This is a genomic window from Corynebacterium sp. CCUG 70398, from assembly GCF_024454055.1.
GTDB lineage: Bacteria > Actinomycetota > Actinomycetes > Mycobacteriales > Mycobacteriaceae > Corynebacterium > Corynebacterium genitalium.
Map to the genome: position 1 here is coordinate 1 of NZ_JAGPYZ010000025.1, position 703 is coordinate 703.

Genomic DNA, 703 nt, shown 5'->3' on the forward strand with positions numbered 1-703 from the left:
CCAAGGTTAAGACATCCACTACGGTCAGAGTGGTATTTCACTTGCCGACTCCACACCCACTAGCGTGAACGCTTCTAAGTCTCCCACCTATGCTACACAAACCGCAGTAAACACCAATACCAAGCTATAGTGAAGGTCCCGGGGTCTTTTCGTCCTGCCGCGCGTAACGAGCATCTTTACTCGTAGTGCAATTTCACCGGGCCTGTGGTTGAGACAGCAGGGAAGTCGTTACGCCATTCGTGCAGGTCGGAACTTACCCGACAAGGAATTTCGCTACCTTAGGATGGTTATAGTTACCACCGCCGTTTACTGGGGCTTAAATTCTCCGCTTCGACCACAAAGGGTCTAACAGGTCCTCTTAACCTTCCAGCACCGGGCAGGCGTCAGTCCGTATACATCAACTTGACCGTCTTCGCACGGACCTGTGTTTTTGATAAACAGTCGCTTCCCTCTCTTCTCTGCGACCACAACCAGCTCACACACGCATGGTGCGCTCACCAGTCATGGCCCCCCTTCTCCCGAAGTTACGGGGGCAATTTGCCGAGTTCCTTAACCACAGTTCACCCGACCGCCTGAGTATTTTCTACCTGACTACCTGTGTCGGTTTCGGGTACGGGCCGTACACACACATCGCTAGAGGCTTTTCTCGACAGCATAGGATCACCACCATCACCCCATACGGGCTACGCATCACGCCTCACAC

General features: G+C 53.3%; 1 rRNA gene. It reads right to left on the minus strand.

Annotation, left to right across the window (positions count from 1 at the left end):
• Positions 1 to 703: ribosomal RNA gene (locus tag KBX07_RS11320) — 23S ribosomal RNA — on the minus strand; the annotation flags it as partial.